Genomic DNA, 20033 nt, shown 5'->3' with positions numbered 1-20033 from the left:
TTGGCCCCCAGTCCCAGCCGCCTGATTGGCGTTTCCATCGATGAAAGTTTAGGGCTTCATGCCACGCCCGAGGCTGCGCAGGACCGCGCCCAAGCTATTCACGATCTGCTGGAAGGCAATGACTTTGCCCTGAGCAATGGCAAGCCCGGCCCTTACCGTCTACATGTCACCGCACAGGACCAGAGGCTGGTGCTCGCCTTCTCATCGGATTCTGGGCAGAGCCTGCACACATTTGGTCTGTCGCTCTCGCCGTTCAGGCGCGTGGTGAAGGATTATGTGCAGATCTGCGATTCCTATGTGCTGGCGGTGAAGGCCTCCAACCCGCAATCCATCGAAGCGGTGGATATGGCGAGGCGCGCCATCCATAATGAAGGCAGCGAGATTCTGCAGGAGCGTTTGAAAGACAAGGCCACCATGGATTTCGACACGGCGCGCCGCCTGTTCACGCTGGTCTGCGCCTTGACGGCAGGAGGCGTGAGATGACCCATCCCCGCGCCGTGCTTTTCGCCTGCACCATGAATGCCATCCGCTCACCCATGGCCGCAGCGATCCTGCATCATTATATGGGTTCGAAAATCTATGTTGCCTCCTGCGGCATTGCAGCGGGTGATCCCGATCCCTTCGTTGCTTTGGTCATGGATGAAATCGGCCTCGATCTCAAAACCCACCGCCCTCATTCGTTTGAAGATCTAGAGGACTCGGCATTCGACTTACTGATCACGCTGTCGCCAGAAGCCGATGCCAAGGCCCACGACATGGCGCGTACCAATGCCATCCATGTGGAAAATTGGCCGATCGCCGATCCATCCACGGCATCAGGCAGCCGCGAACAAATTTTGGATTCCTATCGCGCGGTGCGCGATGATCTGGTGAAACGCGTAAAGGCGCGGTTTACCGCCTAGAGATATTCTTTCTTCGCCGCCGTCGCCATATCGCCCGTATTGGGCGTGCCGGCGGGCTCCACCAGCAGCAAGTGCACTTCTTCCTCCGCCACCGGGCAATGCTCCACACCCTTAGGCACAATGTAGATTTCGCCCGGCCCCAGTTCCACATCGCCGTCGCGCAGCTTGATCTTCAGCTTGCCCTTCAGCACATGGAAAAAATCATCGGTATCAGCATGGCTGTGCCAGGTGAATTCACCCTTGATCTTCACCACCATCACGTCATTGCCATTGTAGCTGGCGATGATCTTGGGCTTCCACTGTTCGGAAAACAGCGAAAGCTTCTGGCCTAGATTGACGGGCTTTTTCATCAGATCCTCCGGAGGAAAACCGAGCGCACCTTGTGGTCGGTGCCCTTGCGCAGCACCAGATCGGCGCGTGGCCGCGTGGGCAATATGTTCTCACGCAAATTCACCAGATTGATCGTCTCCCAGATGCGCGTGGCGGTGGCGCGCGCGGTGGCGTCATCGAGAGCCGCATAACGATGGAAGAAACTCTTCGGATCAGCAAAGGCCCCGTCGCGCAGGCTGAAAAATCGCTCGATATACCATTGCCGCAAATCCGGCTCTTCGGCATCGATGAAAATCGAAAAATCAAAAAAGTCCGACACATTGGGAATGCCGCGTCCGTCACGCGGAGGGCGGCCGGTCTGCAGCACATTGATGCCTTCCACGATCAGCACATCGGGCCGGTCGATCAACTGCACCTTTTCGGACAGCACATCGTAAGTGAGATGCGAATAGACCGGCACTTCCACATCGCGCTCGCCCGCCTTGATGGCAGACATGAAGCGCAGGATGTTTTGCAGGTCATAGGATTCCGGAAACCCCTTGCGCGACATCAGCCCCTCGCGCTCCAGCCGCGCATTGGGCATCAGGAAACCATCGGTGGTGACCAGATCGACCTTCGGATGCGAAGGCGCGCGCGACAGCAAACGGCGCAGGATACGCGCCGTGGTGCTTTTGCCCGAGGCTACGCTGCCTGCCACGCCGATCACGTAAGGCACCTTGCGGTCGGCACGATGCAGAAACACATTGGACGCGTTGAACAGCCGCTGGCTGGCCTGCACATAAAGATTGAGCAGGCGCGACAGCGGCAGATAGATCATCTCCACCTCGTGGAGATCGATGCGGTCATTAAGGCTGCGCAGCTCATCTAGGTCTGCCAACGTCAAGGTCATCGGCGTGTCGGCGCGCAAAGCGGCCCATTCATCGCGCGCAAAGCGGCGGAAGGGGGAAACCTCGCGGGAGAAATCCTCTTCCGGCTCAACCATCGCGCTTGGCCTTCTCTTCCAGCCCGCTCATCGCTTCGCGTGAGGCCAGAACCTGTTCGACTTCGGCGAGCGAAACGCCTGAAGCCTGCAGCAGCACCAGCAGATGATAGATCACGTCAGCCGCCTCATTGACGGTATGAGCTTTGTCCTTCTGCACGGCGGCCATCGCCAGCTCAAAGGCTTCCTCGCCGAATTTCTTGGCGCATTTCTCGATGCCGCCAGCGAGCAGCTTGGCGGTGTAGGATGAATCCGGAGAAGCCGCCGCACGGGCGGCAATCGTTGCAGCAAGCTTATTGATTCCGCTCATGTCACGCTCCGCATGGGAATGCCGGCGGCCTGCATATGTGCCTTGGCCTGGCCGATGGTGAAAGTGCCGAAATGAAAGATCGAAGCCGCAAGCACAGCGGTGGCGTGGCCATTACGGATGCCTTCCACCAGATGATCGAGCGTGCCCACGCCACCTGATGCGATGACGGGAATGGAAACCGCATCCGCCACAGCGCGGGTGAGCGCCAGGTTGAAACCCTTGCCGGTGCCGTCGCGGTCCATCGAAGTGAGCAGGATTTCGCCAGCACCGAGCTCGGTCACTTCCCGCGCAAAGGCCACGGCATCAATGCCGGTTTCCTGCCGCCCGCCATGGGTGAAGATCTCAAACTTGCCGGGCGTAGTCTCTTTGGCGTCAATCGCCACGACCACACATTGGCTGCCGAATTTCTCCGCAGCTTCCTTCACAAACTGCCTGTTGGAAACGGCAGCCGAATTGATCGACACTTTGTCAGCACCCGACAAAAGCAGATTGCGAATGTCATCCAGCTTGCGCACGCCACCGCCCACGGTGAGCGGCATGAAGCAGGCTTCCGCCGTGCGCCGCACCACATCAAACATCGTGCCGCGGTTTTCATGGGTTGCGGTAATGTCGAGGAAGCACAGCTCATCAGCCCCTGCCTTATCATAGGCAAGTGCCGCCTCCACCGGGTCACCGGCATCGCGCAGATTGACGAAATTCACACCCTTCACAACGCGCCCGTCTTTCACGTCGAGGCAGGGGATGACGCGCATTTTCAGCATCAGCGCCCGCCCGACACGCGCACCGTGGCGCCCGTCATGTAAGAGGATTCATCGCCCAGCAGGAACATCGCCACTGATGCAATTTCTTCCGGCTTGCCGATGCGCTTCATCGGAATGCTGGGGCGGATGCGTTCCACCCGCGCCGCATCGCCCGAAGAGCGCGCATGAATTTCGGTTTCCACCATGCCCGGCACCACGGCATTGACGCGGATGCCCTCATCCACCACTTCTTTCGACAGACCGAAGGTCAGGCTTTCAACGCCTCCCTTGGACGCCGCATACCAGACATATTCGCCCGGGCTGCCGATCACTACAGCGGCGGATGACACATGCACGATCACGCCGCCCTTGCCGCCCAGCCGCGTGGACATGCGCTTCACCGCTTCGCGCGATACATAAATCGCCCCCATCAGATTGATGTCGATGGTCTGGCGGATCACCTCGAGCGGCGCATCCACCAGCCGCGAGGACTTACCGGTGACGCCCGCGCTATTGAACACATGCGTGACTTTGCCAAGCGCTGCTTCGGTCTCGTCAAACATCCGCGCCACGTCTTCGGGCTTGGACACATCGCCTTGCACGATGATCGCGTTTTTCAAACCCTGCGCCGCGGCTTCCGCCGCCGCCTTGTCGGATTGGTAATTGATCGCCACGGCATAGCCCGCAGCATTGGCCATCTTGGCGGTGGCAGCGCCGATGCCGCGTGAACCGCCGGTGACCAGAAGAACCTTGCTCATGCCGCCCTCAAAATCGAAAGTGCCTCGGATGCATCGATGCGCCCATCATAGAGTGCGCGGCCCGTAATAGCGCCCGCCAATTTCTGGGCATCAGGTCGCGTCATGCGGCGAATGTCATCTAGCGAAGCCAAGCCGCCCGATGCGATCACAGGAATGGAAACCGCTTCGGCCAATGCCAAAGTGGACTCCCAATTGATCCCGGCCAGAATGCCATCGCGGTCAATGTCAGTATAAATGATGGCAGCCACGCCTGCGCCTTCGAATTTCTGCGCGAGTTCAATCACGCCCAAGCTCGACGCTTCCGCCCAGCCTTCCACCGCCACCTTGCCGCCCTTGGCATCAATACCCACAGCGATCTTGCCGGGAAATGCCTTGCACGCCGCTTTCACCAAATCGGGATCGCGCACCGCAATCGTCCCAAGGATCACCCGCGCCAAGCCTTTGCTCAGCCAGCTTTCAATATGCGCCAGCGTGCGAATGCCGCCACCCAGTTGCACCGGATTTTTGGTAGCGCGCAAAATCGCTTCCACCGCAGCGCCATTTACCGACTGGCCTTCAAACGCTCCGTTCAGGTCCACAACATGCAACCACTCAAAGCCTTGGCGCTCAAAGTCCCGCGCCTGTGCCGCCGGGTCTTCATTGTAAACAGTAGCCTGCGCCATATCGCCCAGCTTGAGGCGCACACAGGTGCCGTCCTTCAGGTCGATAGCGGGGAACAGGATCACGGCTTCCACCGCAGGAAATTGGTGATGAGTGCAAGGCCCAGCGCCTGGCTCTTTTCCGGGTGGAACTGCGTGCCCACCATGTTTTCATAGCCCACCATCGCGGTCACCGGCCCGCCATAGTCGGCCGTCGCTACCACGTCTTCAGGCAGCATGGTTTCGAAATGATAGGAATGTACGAAATAGGCATTGAGCCCATCTTCACCGGTGCGAATGCCATCGAGCAAAGCGTGCTGAATACTCGGGCTGATCGTGTTCCAGCCCATATGCGGGATTTTCAGCGCAGGATCAGATGGCGTGATCGCCTTCACATCGCCCGCAATCCAACCCAAACCCATCGTTGTGTCGTGTTCCAACCCGCGTGTGGCCATCAATTGCATGCCCACGCAGATGCCGAGGAAAGGCCGGCCCTTGGAAATCACTTGTTGGCGCAGCGCGTCTTCCATGCCGTCCACAGCCTTCAGGCCCGCGCGGCAATCCTTGAACGCGCCAACACCGGGCAGCACGATGCGGTCAGCACTGGCCACATCATCTGGCTTGCTCGTCAGGATGATCTGCTCTTTCAGCTTGGCATCGGCAGCCGCGCGCTCAAACGCCTTGTGGGCCGAGTGCAGATTGCCCGAGCCATAGTCAATGATAACAGTCTTGCCCACTTTAGGTCAGCGTGCCCTTGGTCGAAGGAATGCGGTCGGCCTGCCGCGCATCGATTTCGATCGCATCACGCAGCGCGCGTGCGAGAGCCTTGAAGCAGCTTTCCGCGATGTGGTGCGAGTTCAGGCCATAGGCATTCTCGATATGCAGCGTGATGCCGGCATTCATCGCGAAGGCCTGGAACCATTCACGCACCAACTCGGTGTCGAAGTTGCCGATCTTCGGCGCAGTGAAATTCACTTTGAACACCAGGAAAGGCCGGCCTGAAACATCCAGCGCGCAGCGGCTCAGCGTCTCGTCCATCGGCAGGTTGCAGGAGCCATAACGGCGGATGCCTTTGCGGTCACCCAAAGCCTTGGCCACGGCCTGGCCCAGGGCAATGCCGGAATCTTCCACTGCGTGATGGTCATCAATATGCAGGTCGCCCTTGGTTTCGAGCGTGATGTCGATCAGCGAATGCCTCGCCAGCTGTTCCATCATATGGTCAAAGAAACCCACTCCGGTTTTCACATTGTATGTGCCGGTGCCATCAAGGTTAACAGCAACCGAAACGGCGGTTTCAGTGGTTTTGCGGGTGATCTCAGCTTTGCGCATGGCGGGGTCCCTTAAGGCCGGGCCTCTTAGCAGATGCAGCAATTGAATGCCAGCAAGCCTTTGACTTTGGCTAACGCTGTCCTACATGGGAGTACGGAGATTGATATGAGCGATATTCCAACCTGGCACGGCACCACAATCCTCAGCGTCCGCAAGGGCGGCAAGGTGGTGGTGGTGGGCGATGGCCAAGTCAGCCTTGGCCAAACAGTGATCAAGGGCAATGCCCGTAAAGTGCGGCCTTTGGGTGATGGCACGGTGATCGCAGGCTTCGCCGGCGCAACGGCCGATGCCATGACTTTGTTTGAGCGGCTGGAAGGCAAGCTGGAAAAATTCCCCGGCCAGTTGCTGCGCGCCGCGGTGGACATGGCCAAGGACTGGCGCACTGATCGCTATCTGCGCCGCCTCGAAGCCATGATGATCGTGGCCGACAAGAATGTCACTCTGGTGCTCACCGGCACAGGCGATGTGCTGGAGCCGGAACACGGTGTCACTGCGATTGGCTCCGGCGGCAACTATGCCCTCGCAGCGGCCCGCGCTTTGGCCGATACCGACATGAATGCCGAAGCCATCGCCCGCAAGGCCATGGCGATTGCCGCAGAGATTTGTGTTTACACCAATAACAGCCTGACGCTGGAAAGCCTCGACGCATGAACCGCAACGATCCATCCCTCCTCATCCGCAACACTGACCTCGACGCAGCGATAAAAGCCGGCGTGCTGGATGAGGCCGCCGCCACCAAGCTGGTGGATTTTGTGGCGCAGGGCCATGTGGCGCTGGACTCGGACAATGAGAATCTCCGCCTCATTACCGGCTTCAATGATATTTTCGTGGTGATTGGTCTTGCCCTTTTCCTCGGCGCGATGATTGGTGTGGGCAAAGGCTTTGCCGTCTATGCCATTCCCTTCGTGGCGTGGGGTCTGGCCGAAGTCTTCACAAGACGCATGCGCATGGCGCTGCCCTCGATTGTGCTGCTGCTGGTTTTTGTCGGTTCGGTCTTCTGGCTGGTCGCGGCTTTGTTGAACGCGCCCATCTTCACCACAGATCAAAGCGGCGGCCTGCCCAATTCCAGCTATGTGGTCGGCGCTGCCGTCGCGGCGCTTGCGGCGGGCCTGCATTGGTGGCGCTTCCACGTGCCGATCACTTTTGCGGCCGGTGCGGCTGCATTGGTAGGCATTCTGGTCTTCGGCTTGGAATCGATTTTCCCTGGTGTCTTGGAAAAATCCAGCGGGCTCATCTTCTTGCCACTGGGACTTATAACTTTCATCATTGCCATGGTCTTTGACAGCCGTGACCGCGCGCGCCGCACCCAATTATCAGACCGCGCCTTCTGGCTGCATTTGCTGGCCGCCCCGATGATCGTGCACCCGCTGGTGTGGAGCATGACCAAGGTGGAAGAGCTTTCATCTTCGGGGGCAGGGATGATCATTGGTCTCTTTGTCATTCTCGGCCTTGTGGCGCTAGTGGTGGATCGCCGTGCGCTCCTCGTCTCGTCACTGCTTTATCTCGGCTATGCGCTGTCCAAGATCATCGGGGGTAATCTGTTCGGCGCAGAAGGCGCCAGCATCACGGTTCTCACTGTCGGTGCGGTGGTCCTCTTGCTCTCCGTCGCCTGGAAGCCGCTGCGCCGCACGCTGGTTGGTGTATTGCCATCCTCCATCACCAAACTTGTGCCCTTGCCTGCGTGATTTGATCCATGACCAATTTCTCCCCCCGCGAAATCGTATCCGAGCTTGATCGCTTCATCATCGGCCAGCACGACGCCAAACGCGCCGTGGCCATTGCCCTGCGCAACCGCTGGCGCAGGCAACAGCTCAAAGGTCAGTTGCGTGAAGACGTGGTGCCGAAAAACATCCTGATGATCGGGCCCACCGGCGTCGGCAAAACCGAAATCGCCCGCCGCCTCGCCAAGCTGGCCAATGCGCCCTTTATCAAGGTGGAAGCCACCAAGTTCACCGAGGTGGGCTATGTCGGCCGCGATGTCGATCAGATCGTGCGTGATCTTCTGGAAGCCGGCATCGGCCTCATCAAGGCCAGCCGCCGCAAAGAAGTCGAAGCGCAGGCCGAAGTGAACGCCGAAAGCCGCGTGCTGGAAGCTTTGGTGGGCGCCAACGCGTCTGAAAGCACCCAAGACGCCTTCCGCAAGAAACTGCGCGCTGGCGAACTCGCCACCAAGGAAATCGAAATCCAAGTGCAGGATTCAGGCGTGGCAAATTTCGACATTCCCGGCATGCCGGGTGGCTCTGGCTCCATGATCAATCTGTCCGAAATGATGGGCAAGGCCTTCGGCGGCCGCACCAAGCCGCGCAAGGTGAGCGTGGAACAGGCGCAGAAAATCTTCCTCAATGAAGAGAGCGAGAAACTGCTGGATCAGGAAAAGATCATCGCCGAAGCCATCGACGCGGTGGAAAATAACGGCATCGTGTTCCTCGACGAGGTGGACAAGATCGCCTCGCGCGAAGGCCGTGGCGGTGCGGATGTCAGCCGCGAAGGCGTGCAGCGCGATCTTCTGCCGCTGATCGAAGGCACCACTGTTTCCACCAAACACGGCCCGGTGAAAACCGATCACATCCTGTTCATCGCCTCAGGCGCTTTCCACGTGGCCAAGCCGTCAGACCTGCTGCCCGAATTGCAGGGCCGCTTGCCTATTCGTGTTGAGCTGAAAGCTCTCGGCCAGGAAGAGTTCCGCCGCATCCTCACCGAGCCGGAGACAAGCCTGATCAAGCAATATAAAGCGCTGATGGAAACCGAAGGCGTGGCACTGGAATTCACCGATGACGGCGTGGAAGCCATCGCCAAACTCGCCGCCGAAATCAATGCCAGCATCGAAAACATCGGCGCGCGCCGCCTGCAAACCATCATGGAACGTGTGTTGGACGAAGTCAGCTTCACCGCCACCGACCGCGGCGGCGAAAGCGTGCTGATCAACGAAGCCTATGTCACCCAGCACATAGGCGCCCTGGCCAAGAATGTGGATCTGAGCAAGTTCATTCTATGACCGGAGCGAAAGCTCCCACGTCTCTCCCACGAGGTCATGGCCGAAACTGTGATGCGGCTCGCTCTTGATCAGCCGGTATCCCTCATCGGCATAAAGTTTCCGCGCCGGAAGCAGGGTGCTCTGCGTCCACAGCACCATGCGCTGATAGCCGGCAGCCTTGGCAAATTCCGTACACTGACGAACCAGCTTGCGTCCCAGTCCCTGGCCTTGCGCCGCTTTTTCGACATGGAGCAGGCGCAGGCGTGCCGTCGTTTCATCTTCGCGCATCACGAAGACACTGCCCACCATCTCGCCATCGATCTCAGCAACCCATCCGCGCTCCCGTGATGGGTCGCGCTTCGCCGCATAGGCCTTCAGGATTTTCGCGGCCAGCGCCTCATAGGTGCCATCCCAATCATAGTCGCAGGCATAAAGCATGGCTTGCCTCGCCGCGATAAAATCGAAATCATCCGGCCGGTCTTCGCGCAGGATGATGCCGGTCATCAGTCCACCCATTCACCGCTGCGCATCAGTGGTTCACGTTTGCCATCCTTGAACACGCCGTCCACATTGAGCTCGCCAGAGCCGATCATCCAGTCGACATGCACCAGCGAGGTGTTCATGCCCTTCGCCAGCTTTTCTTCAGCACTCATGTTAGCCGTGTTCGCCATGTTCTGCGAATAGGCCTGGCCCACAGCGATATGCGAAGCGGCGTTTTCGTCGAACAGCGTTTCATTGAACACGATGCCGGAAGCCGAAATCGGCGAGGAATGCGGCACGAGGGCCACTTCACCCAGCCGCGCTGCGCCGTCATCGGTCTCGATCATCTTCTTGAACACTTCTGCACCCTTGGATGCCGTGCCCTTGATGATGCGGCCCTTCTCAAACGTCACTTCGATACCTTCAATGAACGTGCCTTGGTAAGAAAGCGGCTTCGTCGAGCGCACCACGCCGTCCACCCGCTCGCGGTGCGGCATGGAGAACACTTCCTCAGATGGGATGTTCGGATTGCACATGATGCCATTCTTGGCCATCGACGCGCCGCCAGCCCAGACATGGTCATCGACCAAGCCCAGCGTAAAATCAGTGCCCGGGCCTTTATAGGCCAATGCCGCATAGCGCTTGTCATTGAGCAGCTTCACCCGGTGGTGCAGCGCCTTGTTATGGGCGGCCCATGCAGCAACAGGATCGGGCAAATCAGCCCGCGTGCATTTGAAGATCGCGGCCCACAACGCTTCCATCGCTTTGTCTGGCGGCAGATCAGGGAACACGCTTTTGGCATGCGATGGCGTGGCCGCAGAAATGATGCACCAATTGGTGGCGAAGGTGGTGATGAGTTCAACGACCGGCTTGTAAGCGGTGGAACGTGCGCGGTTGGCGCGTGACACCTTGTCGATATCCTGGCCGGAAAGCAAAGCCGGGTTTTCCCCGATGATCGCCAGCCTTGCGCAATTGCCATCACGGAAGGCTTCCGCCATCCCCGTGAACAGCCAGCCGGGCGCTGCGTCAAACGCTTCCGTGTGCCCGTCGGTGTAGCGCATGAGCGCCGTCTGCTCGTCATTGTACAAGCAGGTCACCAGCGAGGCCCCGACCTTGTAAGCGTGATGCGTAATGGCACGCACCAGGTCCACGGCTTCCAGCGGCGCTGTCATCAGCACCTGCTGGCCCTTGCGCAAATTAAGGCCGGATTTCACCGTGAGTTCAGCATATTTATCGAGCAGTTGGGCGTGCGTGGTCATGTGATACCTTCTTCAAACGTCTTCGCGGCGAAGTGGAGTGAATTACGACTTTGCCAAATCTTCCGGCCGCGGCATCGAGATGATGTTGTAGCCGCTATCCACATAATGCACTTCGCCGGTCACACCGCCGGACAGCGATGAGAGCAGATAGAGCCCGGCCCCGCCCACTTCTTCCAGCGTAATAGTCCGGCGCAGCGGCGCGTGGTTCTGCTGATAGTTGAACATGGCGCGTGCATCGCCGATGCCTGCGCCCGAAAGCGTGCGCATCGGGCCAGCCGAAATCGCATTCACGCGCACACCTTGCGGACCGAAATCGGCCGCAAGATAGCGCATCGAAGCTTCAAGAGCCGCCTTGGCGACACCCATCACATTGTAATTCGGCATGACACGCACCGAGCCACCATAAGTGAGCGTGATGATCGAGCCGCCATTCGGCATCAAGGCCGCAGCGCGCTTGGTGATCTCCACAAACGAGAAGGCCGAGATGATCATCGTCTTGGTGAAATTCTCGCGGCTGGTATCAGCGAATTTGCCCGTCAACTCTTTGCGGTCGGAAAAGGCAATGGCGTGAACGAGGAAATCAAACGTGCCCCACTTCTGCTTGATGGCGTCAAACACTGCGTCCACCGACGCAATTTCTTCCACTTGGCAAGGCAGCAGGAAATCACTGCCCACTGATTTGGCCAAGGGCTCGACGCGCCGTAGCAGCGACTCGTCCTGATAGGTGAAGGCCAATTCAGCACCTTGCGCGGCCAGTTGCTGGGCAATGCCCCAGGCGATGGAATGATCGTTGGCCACGCCCATGACCAGGCCGCGTTTACCCTTCATCAAATCAGACATGCTTTTCCGTCCCCAGCAGTTTTCTTATCCGTTATAGCGTTGCATGACGAGCGTGGCATTGGTACCGCCGAAGCCGAACGAGTTCGACATCACTGTGTCCACCTTGGCATTGTCCACCCGCTTGCGCAGGATCGGCACGCCCTCGAATTCAGGATCAAGCTCTTCGATATTTGCACTTTCGGCCAGGAAACCGTTCTTCATCATTAACAGGCAATAGATCGCTTCCTGCACGCCGGTCGCACCCAGCGAATGGCCAGTCAGCGATTTGGTGGAAGAGATCGCCGGAATATCCGCACCGAACACTTCCTTGATCGCGCCGATTTCCTTTGAGTCACCCACCGGCGTCGAAGTGCCATGCGGGTTGATGTAATCGACCTTGCCTTTGACAGTGGCCAGCGCCTGCTTCATGCAGCGCACCGCACCTTCGCCCGAAGGAGCCACCATGTCATAGCCGTCAGACGTGGCGCCATAGCCGACGATCTCGCCATAGATTTTCGCACCGCGCGCCTTGGCGTGTTCAAGCTCTTCCAGCACCACAGTGCCCGCACCGCCGGCGATCACGAAACCATCGCGGTTCTTGTCATAGGCGCGCGAGGCCGTGGCGGGCCTGTCATTGAATTTGGAAGACATCGCACCCATTGCGTCGAACAACACGGACAAAGTCCAGTCCAGCTCTTCACCGCCACCGGCAAACATAACATCCTGCTTGCCCCATTGAATGAGTTCCGCCGCATTGCCGATGCAATGGGCTGAGGTGGCGCAAGCAGACGAAATCGAATAATTCACACCACGAATGCCGAACGGCGTGGCCAGCGTGGCAGAATTGGTAGAAGACATCGCGGCGGGAACCACGAACGGCCCCACGCGCTTCGGGCCCTTTTCACGCGTCGTATCAGCGGCCCACACGATCGACTTGGTGGACGGCCCGCCAGAGCCCATGATCAGCCCGGTGCGCTCATTCTTCTGGTCTTTTTCTTCGAGGCCGGAATCGGCGATGGCCTGCTGCATGGCCACATAGTTCCACGCTGCGCCATCACCCATGAAGCGGCGCACACGCCGGTCAATCGTGTCGAGGTCATAATGCGGCTGGCCATGCACCTGGCAGCGGAAACCCAGCTCGGCATATTTGTCAGCCTTCACAATGCCGCTCTTGGCATCATGCAGCGATGACGTGACTTCCTGAACATTGTTGCCAATGCTCGATACAATGCCCATGCCGGTAACGACAACGCGACGCATCTTAATTCTCCTCGGGTTTAAGCCTCAAGCGGCCTCTGGCTGGAACAGGCCAACCTTCATGTCAGTGACTTCATAAATGGTCTGGCCATCGGCCTTCATCACGCCGTCGGCCACGGCAAGCTTCAGCCTGCGCAGGATGAGGCGTTTCACATCGACCTCATAGGTGACCTTTTTGACCTCTGGCGTCACCATGCCGGAAAATTTCACTTCGCCCACACCGAGTGCTCGGCCACGGCCCGGCTCACCCAGCCAGCCGAGGAAGAAGCCAGTCAGCTGCCACAGCGCATCAAGGCCAAGGCAACCGGGCATGACGGGATCACCCTGGAAATGGCAGGGAAAGAACCAGAGGTCTGGCTTGATATCGAATTCGGCAACAACCTTGCCGAGCTGATGGGCACCGCCTTTTTCTTCAATATGGGTGATGCGGTCGAACATCAGCATGGGCGGCAGCGGCAGCTGCGCATTGCCGGGCCCAAACAGCTCGCCGCGCCCGCAGGCGATCAGGTCATCAAAAAGGAAGCTCGATTTGCGTTCAGCCATTTTTCCCGTTCACTTCAAATTACTGGGCAAGTTTACCACCCGGCAGAGGCAAAGCCAAATGCCGAGAAAGTGGCGTGTGGATGATTGCTGCCGGGGCCTGTTCCCTGCTATAGGGCGCGCATGAACCATATTCAAGAAGCAGAAAGGCGCTTGAAAGCGGCAGGCTTGCGCCCCACGGCGCAGCGGCTGGCTCTGGCGCGCGTTCTGTTTGACGGCCATGACAAGCATGTCTCGGCTGAAAGCCTGTTTGCCGAAGTGCAAAAGGCCGGCCTCAAGGTTTCGCTGGCCACCGTCTATAACACCTTGCACCAGTTCAAGACGGCAGGCCTGCTGCGCGAGCTGGCGCTTGAGGGTGACCGCACCTATTACGACACCAACACCTTAAACCACTTCCACCTCTTCAATGAGGAAGATGGCGCGCTGACCGACATTGATCCGGCCTCGCTGAAGATCACCGGGCTTCCGTCTCTGCCCAAGGGCAAAGTGATCGACCGCATCGACGTGATCGTGCGGGTCAAGAAGGTCTAAGAACCTATTTCATCTCCGACGACCACGGGAAATTCACATAACGATCCCGCGTGTCATAACAGATATTGCCATACATCTTGAGATAGGCCGCGCGCCGCGCTGGATCGGCAAAAACTGCCGCAGGGTTTTCCAAGTCAGCTTCGTATTGATGGATATTATCCTTGGTCAATGCCGTGGGCAGAATATCCATGGCTTGCGGCACGCTTTTGCCTTCCAGCCAATCAGCACCATACTCTCCCATCGCATATCCGAAGACCGGCGATGATAGCGCAATGCTGGCCTTGTAGGGGCTGTCGCCCTTCTTGATCTCGGCCACGGCCTCAGGTTCACCATCAATGCCGCCCAGAAACTGGTCGGGCCGCGCCTTGCCGGCGTCACGCAACGCCTGCAGCGCGCCCAGCACCACGGCATCGCTGCCGAGCACCACATCAATATCGGGATTGACCAGCAGGATCGTCTTCATGGTGGTCGCCCCACCTTCCTTGCTCACAGTGTTGGGCGCGATATCGGCGACAATGGTCACGTCTGGCAGCGCATCAAGTGCGTCACGCATCGCCTTGAAGCGCGGCGTCAGAAACTGCATCGAATCCTGTGTGAGCAAAACCACATTGGCTTTTCCGCCAAGCTTTGACTTGATATGCGCAATAGCTGCATCGGCCAGCGCCTTGCCTGTCGCATATTGCGGCGCGTTGAGCAGCAGGGTGGCCGGCGGCGGCACTATGGTGCCGACATAGGCGCCTGACCAGAGTACCTGCTGCAATCCCGGGCTAACGGCACTCGGATTGGATGAGGTTGCAATCAGCGCGCCCACCTTGTCCTTGCGGTAAGCCTCGATCTGCTGCACCGCTCTGCCAACATCATTTTCGACCACTGCCCGGCGATAGTCCAAACCACGATCCTTCGCGGCCATGCTCAAGCCATGATCCACGCCGCCCAGGAACTCGCGCTCATTCTCTTGAACATAAGCCAGCGTCTTGGTCAGTCCCGGAGGCGCGGTGCAGGCAGGCGCATTGGGATCAAAGTCAGGGAATATGGTGGGGTGGGTGATGCCGGACGGGAATTCCTCAGCACCGGAAGCAACGGGCACTGAAACCAGCGCAAGCAAAAGAAACATGGAATATAGCTTCGCTTCTGGCATTTTCCCCGCCAACCGTTTTGAGCCAACGCGGAAGTTCAGAACAAGTTCCGTCCAAATGGAAATTTAGTTCACGGCCTCGCCGGGATAGGCACCCCAGACCATGTTCTGGTCCACATAGCCATCATAACCGCCGGACACGATGCGGCACCAAGTGCCGTCACAGGATTTGATCTCGCCCAGCACACCGGACGCTAGCTTGGCCACGGCGCGCGATTCAATCGAAGGCTCAGACATCAGATTGATGAAACTGTCCTTGCGCGATGGTGCAACCAAAGCGGTGCGCTTGCCGGCCAGCATGTTCTGCAGGATCCAGCCTTCCGAACCTTCGGCATCGCGGATGCGCCGCCAGGTTTCAAACTCGGCGGTGATTTCAACCGGCAGGCCCTTCTGCTGGTAAACCCAGGCCACGGCATGGTCGCTCGATGGGCCTTTGCGCACATTGACCTTCTCGGCCTTAAGCGAAACAAAACGCGGAATGGGCAGGCCCGAAGGCCCCAATTGCTGTGCGGGTGCGACGGAGCCGGTAAGTGCTCCGGCCTCGGCCTGCGCAACAAACGGGATCTTGTGGCTGTGCTGGTGCTTGAGGACCGCAGCAAAGCCAATGGCGGCAGCCATCATCAAGCCCACCGCAGTCATGGCAGACATATAGGAAAAGCGATTGATGGCAGCGGCTTTTGGCATTTCGGATGAAAGCCAGACTTGGGCAAATTTAGTTAAGATTGTGTAAATACCTTCGTCTATCTAGAAAGCAGTCCATGGCAAAATTCACCTACCGAATCCTGAAGCGCGAACTCATGGCCAAGGGCTGGTCCACCCTCACCCGGCTGATGGTGGAGGCAAGGGACGGGGATGGAAACATCCGCCTGCTGCCGCGCGAAGTCTCGGATCATGGAGATGGTGCCTCGGTCCTGCCCGTTGATAAAGCGCGCGGCATGGTCTTGCTGGTGCGCCAGTGGCGCGCTGGTGCGGCCTTTGGCGGGCATGACCCGTGGATCATCGAGGCTTGCGCCGGTCTTCTTGACGGTGACGCTCCGGCAGAATGCGTGCGCCGCGAGGCTATGGAAGAACTGGGCGTTGCCATCCACAACATCCGCCACGTGGTGGATTGCTTCTCCAGCCCCGGCGCCCTGTCAGAGCGCATCAGCCTTTTCATTGCGGATTACACTACAGCAGACAAAGTGAATGCTGGCGGCGGACTTGATTCTGAACATGAAGATATCGAAGTGATCGAAATGCCGATCAATGAGGCCATCGCACTAATGAAAAAAGGCGGCATCACCGATAGCAAAACCATCGTGCTGCTCCAACATCTGATGTTGGAATGACGAATTGGTTTCGCATCGAAATCCCCCTAAAACCTGAACCATGTCCGAGAGATTCGACATTGCGGTGATCGGTTGTGGCGTGGTGGGCCTCGCTATCCTGCGCAGGCTGGCCATGTCTGGCCTCAAGGCGGTGGCGCTCGAAAAGGGTGCCGATATTCTCTCCGGTGCATCCAAGGGCAACAGCGCGCTGTTGCATACCGGCTTCGACGCACCGCCCAAAAGCCTCGAACTCAAATGCATGCAGGCCGGATATGCCGAATATCTGGACATCCGGCAGAACCTCAATCTGCCTTTGCTCGAAACCTCGGCCATTATCGCCGCCTGGAATGAGGAAGAAAAAGCCAAGCTGGAGGGCATAGAGAAAAAGGCCCGCGCCAATGGCGTGAATGATGTGAAGCAGCTCTCGCCCACCGAGCTGCGCATCCGCGAACCGCAGCTCTCGCGCAACGCGTTGGGTGGCCTGCTGGTGCCGGGTGAACATGTGATCGATCCATGGTCGGCTCCGCTGGCCTATGCTCATCAGGCCATCGCCCATGGTGCAAAAATCATCCGCAAAGCCGAAGTCACCGCCGCCCGCTTTGAGAAAGACGCCTGGCATCTCACCACGGCGCAAGGCGAGGTCACCGCGCGCATCGTGATCAATGCGGCAGGTCTTTATGGCGACAAGGTGGAAGCCTTGGCGCGTACGCCTTCTTTTGAGGTAAAGCCGCGCAAAGGCCAGTTCGTCGTCTTCGACAAGCCTGCCGCAAAACTGCTGCGCGCCATCCTGCTGCCGGTGCCTACCGCCCGCACCAAGGGTGTGGTTCTGTTCCGCACCATCTTCGGCAATCTCGCCATAGGCCCAACTGCCGAAGAAACCGATGAACGCGAAAACGCCACGACTGACACAGCCACGCTGGAAAAGCTCAAAGCCCGCGCCATCGAAATGCTTCCTGCGCTGAAGGATGTGGACGTAACCGCACTCTATGCCGGCCTGCGCCCCGCCACGCAGCAAAGCGAATACATTATCGAGGCCGATGAAAAGCAGAACTGGATCACCGCAGCAGGCATCCGTTCCACCGGCCTCACAGGGTCGCTCGGCATCGCCCAGCATGTGAGTGCGCTTTACGCCAAGCATTTCGGCAAGCTGCCGAAGAAGCTGCCGCCACCGAAATGGACGCCGGTTCCCAATCTCGCCGAACACGCCATCCGCCCCTACATGAAAGGCGGCGAGATCATCTGCCATTGCGAATGGGTCACGCGCGGCGAAATCGAAGCCGCCACCAAAGGCCCCCTGCCTGCGGGCGATCTTGCCGGCCTCAAGCGCCGCACCCGCGCCACGATGGGCCGCTGCCAGGGCTTCTATTGCGCTCAGCATGTCTCAGCTGCATTCGAAAAGGCCAAGCATGGAGCATCATGATGTGGTCATCATCGGTGGTGGCCCGGCGGGTTTGACGCTGGCCTGCGAGCTGCGTGAACGCGGCCGCAAGGATGTGGTGGTGCTGGAGCGCGAAGCGCAAGCCGGTGGCATTCCCCGGCATTGCGGCCATGGCGGCTTCGGGCTTTATAATTCATGGCGCACCCACAAAGGCCCCACCTTCGCCAAACTGCTGCGTGAACCTGCGCGCGAAATTGATCTGCGCACCGCCACCACGGTTTTGAATTTCACCATGTCTGGAAATCTGCGCCTGCATTCCGCCAAGGGCATTCAGGAAATGAGTGCGGGCACATTGGTGCTGGCCACCGGCACGCGCGAAGCCTCACGCGCCGCGCGCCTCATCGGCGGCAACAAATTGCCCGGCGTAATGAATACGGGTGAGTTGCAGCAGCGCGTCTATCTCAATCACGAAAAGCCGTTCTCGCGCCCCGTCATCATCGGGTCGGAATGGGTGTCATTCTCGAGTCTGCTCACTTGCCGCCATGCCGGCATGCGCGTGCAAGCGATGATCACCGAAGAAGCCAGCCTCGATGCGCCCGGCATTTTCGGACTGGGCGCAAGACTGGTTTTCGGTGCGCCGGTGTTGCGCAAGGCGAAACTCCGCGCCATCCTCGGCCACAAAAAGGTGGAGGCGGTGGAAGTGGAGCAGGGCGGAACAACCAAGCAGATCGCGTGTGACGGCGTAATCATCTCCGGCAAGTTCCGCAGTGAATCGGCGCTCTATGCTGATGGCTTTATTGAGCGCGAAGGCTGGGCCCCGAAAGTGACGGAACAATTCAAGACATCACGCCCCAACGTTTTGGCTGTCGGCAATGTGCTCGGCCATCTGGAGCGCGCCGGCACCTGCATGCTGCAAGCCCGCGAACTGGCAAAGGTAATGACGGCATGAAAGTTCTCGCCATCGATCAAGGCACCACCGGCACCAAGGCCTTCACCTATGACAGTGACGGGAATTTCAACCAGGTGTTCAGCGCCGAGGTGACTCAATATTTCCCCGAGCAAGGCTGGGTGGAACATGATGCCGAAGAACTCCTCGCCCATATCGGCATGGCGTTGGAAAAAGCAGGCCAAGTAGATGCCATCGGCATTGCCAATCAGGGCGAGACACTTTTGGCCTGGGACGCAACCACCGGCATCCCCATCTACCGCGCCATCGTCTGGCAGGATGACCGCAGCAAGGATTTCTGCGAGGCGCTGAAAGGCCAGGGCGCCGAAGCCCTCACCAAATCGAAAGCGGGCCTGCCGCTCGATCCCTATTTCTCCGCCTCGAAATTCCGCTGGCTGCTGGACCATGTGCCGGAAGCGCGCCCGCTTCTGAAACAGGGCCGCCTGCACATGGGCACCAGCGATGCGTTCTTTTTGGAACGCCTCACCGGTGAATTCGTCACCGATGTCACCACCGCCTCGCGCACTTCTCTTATGTCGCTCGACACGCTGCAATGGGATGCGGAGCTGTGCGATCTGTTCGGCGTGCCGATGCAATGCCTGCCTGAAATCCGTGCCACCACCGGCCCGTTCGGCAAAGGCATCACGGCATCGATGGTGGATCAGCAAGCGGCACTCTTCGGCCATGGCTGCATGAAGCCGGGTGATGGCAAGATCACCTTCGGCACCGGCGCTTTTGCTTTGGCCCTGGCAGGCCCCAACCGCCCGCAGCAGGATCAATCCGGTCTGCTGCCCACCGTCGCGTGGAAGATCGGCCAGGAGCCTGCCGTCTATGCCCTCGATGGCGGAGTGTACAACGCCGCCTCCGCCGTGAACTGGGCCAAGAGCCTCAAGCTCTTTGCCGACTACGCGGAGATCAACACTTTCGAAGCCGCCCCCGCCATTGCCCGCAAGCTGGCGTTTGTGCCAGCACTCTCTGGTCTCGCCTGCCCGCATTGGGACCGCAACGCCACCGGCCTGTGGATCGGCCTCGGCCTTGATACGACAGCGCGCGATATGATGCAGGCCGTTCTCGAAGGCGTGGCCCTGCGCGCCTGTGAAGTGGTCGAAGCCATGTCGCGTCACGGCAGAAGCGGTGCGGCGATCTCCATTGATGGCGGCCTTTCGAAGAATCCTTATTTTGGCCAGTTCCTCAGCAATGCTTTGGGCCGCATGGTCACGGTCGCGTCCACCGCCGATCTCACTGGATTGGGCGTCGCGCGCATGGCGATGGTGGGCGCTGGTGCCGCGCATCTGCCGCCACTGCCTGCGCCTTCGCAGCTTTATTCACCCAGCGATCCTTTGCCCGCCGCCTTGCATTCACGCTTCGGAATTGCTGTGCTGCGCGCCAAGGGCTGGAAAGCTTTTTGATTCAATAAAAAG

Annotated in this window: 25 protein-coding genes; 10 read left to right on the top strand and 15 right to left on the bottom strand. The window is 59.0% G+C overall.

Translation table 11 applies throughout. The features are described from left to right. Together F8B91_RS10425 and F8B91_RS10420 are read left to right on the top strand one after the other, a co-directional pair. Complete coding sequence (locus F8B91_RS10425; RefSeq protein WP_196503630.1) at positions 1–483, top strand: UPF0262 family protein; 483 nt, start codon at positions 1–3, stop codon at positions 481–483. Then, positions 480–902: a low molecular weight phosphatase family protein gene (locus tag F8B91_RS10420; RefSeq protein ID WP_196503629.1), complete on the top strand. Its 423-nt coding sequence runs from the start codon at positions 480–482 to the stop codon at positions 900–902. The genes F8B91_RS10425 and F8B91_RS10420 overlap by 4 nt, the downstream gene beginning before the upstream one ends. On the opposite strand, the gene F8B91_RS10415 is transcribed toward F8B91_RS10420, so the two are convergent. From F8B91_RS10415 to hisB, 8 genes are read right to left on the bottom strand one after another with little or no spacing between them, the layout of a single operon-like run. Next, complete coding sequence (locus F8B91_RS10415) at positions 899–1252, bottom strand: cupin domain-containing protein (protein WP_196503628.1); 354 nt, start codon at positions 1250–1252, stop codon at positions 899–901. The two genes, F8B91_RS10420 and F8B91_RS10415, sit on opposite strands and share 4 nt — an antisense overlap. Then, entirely contained in the window at positions 1252–2214 is a 963-nt protein-coding gene (gene coaA / locus F8B91_RS10410; RefSeq protein ID WP_196503627.1) for a type I pantothenate kinase, read from the bottom strand. The genes F8B91_RS10415 and coaA overlap by 1 nt, the downstream gene beginning before the upstream one ends. Then, positions 2207–2521, bottom strand: coding sequence for a phosphoribosyl-ATP diphosphatase (locus F8B91_RS10405; protein ID WP_196503626.1), 315 nt, complete (start codon positions 2519–2521; stop codon positions 2207–2209). The genes coaA and F8B91_RS10405 overlap by 8 nt, the downstream gene beginning before the upstream one ends. Continuing rightward, positions 2518–3282, bottom strand: a complete 765-nt coding sequence (hisF, locus tag F8B91_RS10400) for an imidazole glycerol phosphate synthase subunit HisF (RefSeq protein ID WP_196503625.1) — start codon at positions 3280–3282, stop codon at positions 2518–2520. The genes F8B91_RS10405 and hisF overlap by 4 nt, the downstream gene beginning before the upstream one ends. Next, positions 3282–4019, bottom strand: coding sequence for an SDR family oxidoreductase (locus F8B91_RS10395; RefSeq protein WP_196503624.1), 738 nt, complete (start codon positions 4017–4019; stop codon positions 3282–3284). The genes hisF and F8B91_RS10395 overlap by 1 nt, the downstream gene beginning before the upstream one ends. Next, the gene (gene hisA / locus F8B91_RS10390; RefSeq protein WP_196503623.1) at positions 4016–4744 is read right to left on the bottom strand and encodes a 1-(5-phosphoribosyl)-5-[(5-phosphoribosylamino)methylideneamino]imidazole-4-carboxamide isomerase; all 729 of its coding nucleotides are present in this window, start codon (positions 4742–4744) and stop codon (positions 4016–4018) included. Before hisA ends, F8B91_RS10395 begins: the two co-directional genes overlap by 4 nt. Then, on the bottom strand, positions 4741–5394 hold the full coding sequence (hisH, locus tag F8B91_RS10385) for an imidazole glycerol phosphate synthase subunit HisH (protein WP_196503622.1): 654 nt from the start codon (positions 5392–5394) through the stop codon (positions 4741–4743). The genes hisA and hisH overlap by 4 nt, the downstream gene beginning before the upstream one ends. 1 nt (position 5395) lies before the next feature. Further along, complete coding sequence (hisB, locus tag F8B91_RS10380) at positions 5396–5986, bottom strand: imidazoleglycerol-phosphate dehydratase HisB (RefSeq protein ID WP_196503621.1); 591 nt, start codon at positions 5984–5986, stop codon at positions 5396–5398. Between the two features lie 105 nt (positions 5987–6091). Between hisB and hslV the strand changes: the two genes are divergently transcribed. From hslV to hslU, 3 genes are read left to right on the top strand one after another with little or no spacing between them, the layout of a single operon-like run. Then, on the top strand, positions 6092–6637 hold the full coding sequence (gene hslV, locus F8B91_RS10375) for an ATP-dependent protease subunit HslV (RefSeq protein WP_210324351.1): 546 nt from the start codon (positions 6092–6094) through the stop codon (positions 6635–6637). Further along, positions 6634–7671, top strand: a complete 1038-nt coding sequence (locus tag F8B91_RS10370; RefSeq protein ID WP_196503620.1) for a hypothetical protein — start codon at positions 6634–6636, stop codon at positions 7669–7671. The genes hslV and F8B91_RS10370 overlap by 4 nt, the downstream gene beginning before the upstream one ends. An 8-nt stretch (positions 7672–7679) precedes the next feature. Next, positions 7680–8981: an ATP-dependent protease ATPase subunit HslU gene (gene hslU / locus F8B91_RS10365; protein ID WP_196503619.1), complete on the top strand. Its 1302-nt coding sequence runs from the start codon at positions 7680–7682 to the stop codon at positions 8979–8981. Here the strand turns inward: hslU and F8B91_RS10360 are convergent. The 5 genes from F8B91_RS10360 to fabA are packed head-to-tail and all read right to left on the bottom strand — an operon-like array spanning position 8976 to position 13318. Further along, positions 8976–9464, bottom strand: coding sequence for a GNAT family N-acetyltransferase (locus F8B91_RS10360; protein WP_196503618.1), 489 nt, complete (start codon positions 9462–9464; stop codon positions 8976–8978). The two genes, hslU and F8B91_RS10360, sit on opposite strands and share 6 nt — an antisense overlap. Next, positions 9464–10699, bottom strand: a complete 1236-nt coding sequence (locus F8B91_RS10355) for an aminopeptidase (RefSeq protein WP_196503617.1) — start codon at positions 10697–10699, stop codon at positions 9464–9466. The genes F8B91_RS10360 and F8B91_RS10355 overlap by 1 nt, the downstream gene beginning before the upstream one ends. 42 nt (positions 10700–10741) lie before the next feature. After that, a complete protein-coding gene (gene fabI, locus F8B91_RS10350; protein WP_196503616.1) occupies positions 10742–11539 on the bottom strand; it encodes an enoyl-ACP reductase FabI in 798 nt (265 codons plus the stop codon). A 24-nt stretch (positions 11540–11563) separates the two neighbouring features. After that, positions 11564–12778, bottom strand: coding sequence for a beta-ketoacyl-ACP synthase I (gene fabB / locus F8B91_RS10345; protein WP_196503615.1), 1215 nt, complete (start codon positions 12776–12778; stop codon positions 11564–11566). Positions 12779–12802: 24 nt separating this feature from the next. Continuing rightward, positions 12803–13318, bottom strand: coding sequence for a 3-hydroxyacyl-[acyl-carrier-protein] dehydratase FabA (fabA, locus tag F8B91_RS10340; RefSeq protein ID WP_196503614.1), 516 nt, complete (start codon positions 13316–13318; stop codon positions 12803–12805). A gap of 120 nt (positions 13319–13438) precedes the next feature. Here fabA and irrA point away from each other — a divergent pair, with 120 nt between their 5' ends. Beyond that, positions 13439–13846: an iron response transcriptional regulator IrrA gene (irrA, locus tag F8B91_RS10335; protein ID WP_196503613.1), complete on the top strand. Its 408-nt coding sequence runs from the start codon at positions 13439–13441 to the stop codon at positions 13844–13846. Between the two features lie 4 nt (positions 13847–13850). Here the strand turns inward: irrA and F8B91_RS10330 are convergent, their stop codons facing one another. Further along, positions 13851–14960 carry a sugar ABC transporter substrate-binding protein gene (locus F8B91_RS10330; protein WP_246715018.1) on the bottom strand — a complete coding sequence of 370 codons (1110 nt, stop codon included), beginning with the start codon at positions 14958–14960 and terminating at the stop codon, positions 13851–13853. Positions 14961–15047: 87 nt separating this feature from the next. Continuing rightward, a complete protein-coding gene (locus F8B91_RS10325) occupies positions 15048–15665 on the bottom strand; it encodes an SH3 domain-containing protein (protein WP_246715016.1) in 618 nt (205 codons plus the stop codon). Between the two features lie 74 nt (positions 15666–15739). Here F8B91_RS10325 and F8B91_RS10320 point away from each other — a divergent pair, with 74 nt between their 5' ends. From F8B91_RS10320 to F8B91_RS10305, 4 genes are read left to right on the top strand one after another with little or no spacing between them, the layout of a single operon-like run. Next, positions 15740–16309, top strand: coding sequence for an NUDIX domain-containing protein (locus F8B91_RS10320; protein WP_196503611.1), 570 nt, complete (start codon positions 15740–15742; stop codon positions 16307–16309). Positions 16310–16349: 40 nt separating this feature from the next. Beyond that, on the top strand, positions 16350–17708 hold the full coding sequence (locus F8B91_RS10315) for an NAD(P)/FAD-dependent oxidoreductase (RefSeq protein ID WP_196503610.1): 1359 nt from the start codon (positions 16350–16352) through the stop codon (positions 17706–17708). Next, entirely contained in the window at positions 17695–18615 is a 921-nt protein-coding gene (locus F8B91_RS10310) for an NAD(P)/FAD-dependent oxidoreductase (RefSeq protein WP_246715014.1), read from the top strand. Before F8B91_RS10315 ends, F8B91_RS10310 begins: the two co-directional genes overlap by 14 nt. Beyond that, positions 18612–20021: an FGGY family carbohydrate kinase gene (locus F8B91_RS10305; RefSeq protein ID WP_196503608.1), complete on the top strand. Its 1410-nt coding sequence runs from the start codon at positions 18612–18614 to the stop codon at positions 20019–20021. Before F8B91_RS10310 ends, F8B91_RS10305 begins: the two co-directional genes overlap by 4 nt. Positions 20022–20033: the final 12 nt, after the last annotated feature.

This window comes from Aestuariivirga litoralis (assembly GCF_015714715.1).
In the GTDB taxonomy this organism is placed as follows: domain Bacteria; phylum Pseudomonadota; class Alphaproteobacteria; order Rhizobiales; family Aestuariivirgaceae; genus Aestuariivirga; species Aestuariivirga litoralis_A.
The sequence above is the reverse complement of the archived record's forward strand: the minus strand, read 5'-3'. Positions and strand labels throughout refer to the sequence as shown.

What these genes read in the sequence shown, in the direction of transcription:
- fabB (WP_196503615.1), bottom strand. Translation starts at nt 12,778, where the DNA reads ATGCGTCGCGTTGTCGTTACCGGCATGGGCATTGTATCGAGCATTGGC.
- F8B91_RS10370 (WP_196503620.1), top strand. Translation starts at nt 6,634, where the DNA reads ATGAACCGCAACGATCCATCCCTCCTCATCCGCAACACTGACCTCGAC.
- F8B91_RS10395 (WP_196503624.1), bottom strand. Translation starts at nt 4,019, where the DNA reads ATGAGCAAGGTTCTTCTGGTCACCGGCGGTTCACGCGGCATCGGCGCT.
- F8B91_RS10360 (WP_196503618.1), bottom strand. Translation starts at nt 9,464, where the DNA reads ATGACCGGCATCATCCTGCGCGAAGACCGGCCGGATGATTTCGATTTT.
- F8B91_RS10355 (WP_196503617.1), bottom strand. Translation starts at nt 10,699, where the DNA reads ATGACCACGCACGCCCAACTGCTCGATAAATATGCTGAACTCACGGTG.
- irrA (WP_196503613.1), top strand. Translation starts at nt 13,439, where the DNA reads ATGAACCATATTCAAGAAGCAGAAAGGCGCTTGAAAGCGGCAGGCTTG.
- F8B91_RS10325 (WP_246715016.1), bottom strand. Translation starts at nt 15,665, where the DNA reads ATGCCAAAAGCCGCTGCCATCAATCGCTTTTCCTATATGTCTGCCATG.
- F8B91_RS10415 (WP_196503628.1), bottom strand. Translation starts at nt 1,252, where the DNA reads ATGAAAAAGCCCGTCAATCTAGGCCAGAAGCTTTCGCTGTTTTCCGAA.
- F8B91_RS10405 (WP_196503626.1), bottom strand. Translation starts at nt 2,521, where the DNA reads ATGAGCGGAATCAATAAGCTTGCTGCAACGATTGCCGCCCGTGCGGCG.
- fabI (WP_196503616.1), bottom strand. Translation starts at nt 11,539, where the DNA reads ATGTCTGATTTGATGAAGGGTAAACGCGGCCTGGTCATGGGCGTGGCC.
- F8B91_RS10315 (WP_196503610.1), top strand. Translation starts at nt 16,350, where the DNA reads ATGTCCGAGAGATTCGACATTGCGGTGATCGGTTGTGGCGTGGTGGGC.
- F8B91_RS10320 (WP_196503611.1), top strand. Translation starts at nt 15,740, where the DNA reads ATGGCAAAATTCACCTACCGAATCCTGAAGCGCGAACTCATGGCCAAG.
- hslU (WP_196503619.1), top strand. Translation starts at nt 7,680, where the DNA reads ATGACCAATTTCTCCCCCCGCGAAATCGTATCCGAGCTTGATCGCTTC.
- fabA (WP_196503614.1), bottom strand. Translation starts at nt 13,318, where the DNA reads ATGGCTGAACGCAAATCGAGCTTCCTTTTTGATGACCTGATCGCCTGC.
- F8B91_RS10420 (WP_196503629.1), top strand. Translation starts at nt 480, where the DNA reads ATGACCCATCCCCGCGCCGTGCTTTTCGCCTGCACCATGAATGCCATC.
- coaA (WP_196503627.1), bottom strand. Translation starts at nt 2,214, where the DNA reads ATGGTTGAGCCGGAAGAGGATTTCTCCCGCGAGGTTTCCCCCTTCCGC.
- hisB (WP_196503621.1), bottom strand. Translation starts at nt 5,986, where the DNA reads ATGCGCAAAGCTGAGATCACCCGCAAAACCACTGAAACCGCCGTTTCG.
- F8B91_RS10330 (WP_246715018.1), bottom strand. Translation starts at nt 14,960, where the DNA reads ATGTTTCTTTTGCTTGCGCTGGTTTCAGTGCCCGTTGCTTCCGGTGCT.
- hslV (WP_210324351.1), top strand. Translation starts at nt 6,092, where the DNA reads ATGAGCGATATTCCAACCTGGCACGGCACCACAATCCTCAGCGTCCGC.
- hisF (WP_196503625.1), bottom strand. Translation starts at nt 3,282, where the DNA reads ATGCTGAAAATGCGCGTCATCCCCTGCCTCGACGTGAAAGACGGGCGC.
- F8B91_RS10310 (WP_246715014.1), top strand. Translation starts at nt 17,695, where the DNA reads ATGGAGCATCATGATGTGGTCATCATCGGTGGTGGCCCGGCGGGTTTG.
- F8B91_RS10305 (WP_196503608.1), top strand. Translation starts at nt 18,612, where the DNA reads ATGAAAGTTCTCGCCATCGATCAAGGCACCACCGGCACCAAGGCCTTC.